Origin of the sequence: uncultured Fibrobacter sp., from assembly GCF_937877005.1 — a bacterium.
GTDB lineage: Bacteria > Fibrobacterota > Fibrobacteria > Fibrobacterales > Fibrobacteraceae > Fibrobacter.
Genome location: NZ_CALEFV010000206.1, coordinates 1 through 1,629 on the forward strand (window position 1 = coordinate 1; position 1,629 = coordinate 1,629).

1 protein-coding gene and 1 pseudogene are annotated in these 1,629 nt (G+C 56.2%); both read right to left on the minus strand.

The window, feature by feature from the left end:
* Positions 1–1,196: DEAD/DEAH box helicase (locus tag Q0628_RS09440; protein ID WP_298770431.1), on the minus strand; the 1,196-nt coding region annotated here is incomplete at its 3' end.
* 3 nt (positions 1,197–1,199) lie between these two features.
* Positions 1,200–1,629: pseudogene (locus Q0628_RS09445) on the minus strand (mammalian cell entry protein); the annotation flags it as partial.

Sequence of the window (1,629 nt, forward strand, 5' to 3'; positions counted from 1 at the left end):
TGCATGAGTGCTTCGCGCTGGTTTACGCCAAAGCGGTGCTGCTCGTCTATGATGACAAGGCCAAGCTTTGCGAAGGTTACATCTTTGGAGTACAGGGCGTGAGTGCCGATGACCGCCTGGGTGAGCCCCATCTGCAGCTCTCCGATGATTTGGCGCTTTTCGGCGGCGGAGGTCGCCCCAACTAGGAGTTGGATGCGCATTCCCGCAGCGTCAAAGAACGGTTTCAGCTGCTTATAGTGCTGTCTGGCCAAGATGTCTGTCGGCACCATCAATGCGCATTGCTCGCCCGTGCCGCATACCGCAAGCATGGCGAGCATGGCGACCACCGTCTTGCCGCAGCCGACATCGCCCTGCAATAGTGCGTGAAACTGTTTTTTCCCGTTCAGGCCGTCAATGATGCGGTTCAGCGCCGCGTCCTGCCCGCCGGTCAAATTGAAGGGCAAGCGCGACTTGGCGAGCATGACCTGGCCCAAGTCAATCTGCCTTTCATGCCCGCGAACCTTCTGGTTCTCGCGCCGCTTCACCATGCGTAGGCAGAAGGGGAGCAGTTCCAAAACCTTGAGCTCCCGCTTCGCCTTGCGAATCGAATCGAAGTCGGCGGGCTTGTGCAGAATACGCAAGTCGTCAATGACCGGCTTGTAATGCAGGTAGTCGGTGAGCTCCCTCGGGCAAATTCCCGAAAGCGTAAGCGCCGGGAAATGGAAAATCACGCTGAACCAGTTGCGAAGCGCCCTTTGCGTAATGCGGGCCTTGATCATCGCCTCAGTCATGGAATACACCGGCAGAATCTGGCCGCAGAACTCTTCGTCTTCGTCCATGGGCTGCATGTCGGGGTGCGTCATCTGGAATCCGCGGTATTCGCCAACGACGCCTGTGGCAAGCCAGCGGGTTCCCGGTTTCAGACGCTTGCTCTGGTACTGCGCGCCCTGAAAAAACGTAAGCGTCAGTTCACCGGTGCCGTCGGCCAAGGTTGCCACATAGCGGCTGCCGCGCCCACGAATAATCCCTCCGCGCAAAATCTTTCCGATCACCACCACGCGGTCGCCCACGTGCAGGTTCCCGATGGCGGTCACCTTGGTCTGGTCCAGGTAGGTGCGGGGAATGTTGAATAGAAAATCGGCAAGCGAAATGATACCCGCAGACTTGAGGGCCTCGAGACTCTTTGGACCCATCTTGGGAAGGTTGTTCAAGTCCATGGCTTACTTTGCTTCGCTCTGGGCCTTTTCTTTTTGGGCCTGTTCTGCACGTTCGCGCGCCTTCACGCGGGCCGTCTTTCCGACAAGATTCAGGTTCTTCCAGGTGAAGGGCTTGATCGGGTTGCCGTTTTCGTCAAGCATCTTGATACCCTTGGTATCGATGGCGCGTACGATTTCGTTCAGCTTGTTGACCAATTCGTTCACCTTGTCGACCATTTCGGAAGAATACAGAATCTTGCTGTATACAGGGTCCGCTTCGATGGTGTTGATCAACTCGTTTGTCTTTGTGGCGCCTTCCGAAATCTGCTTCATGGCGTTTTCGGCAAGAGCAATCTTTTCGTTAATGGTACCGGTTACGGTTTCGATAGCTGAATCGGCCTGGTTTGCAACCATGTGCAAGTTGCGGCTAGCGACATCGGCCTGCTTGAACAGG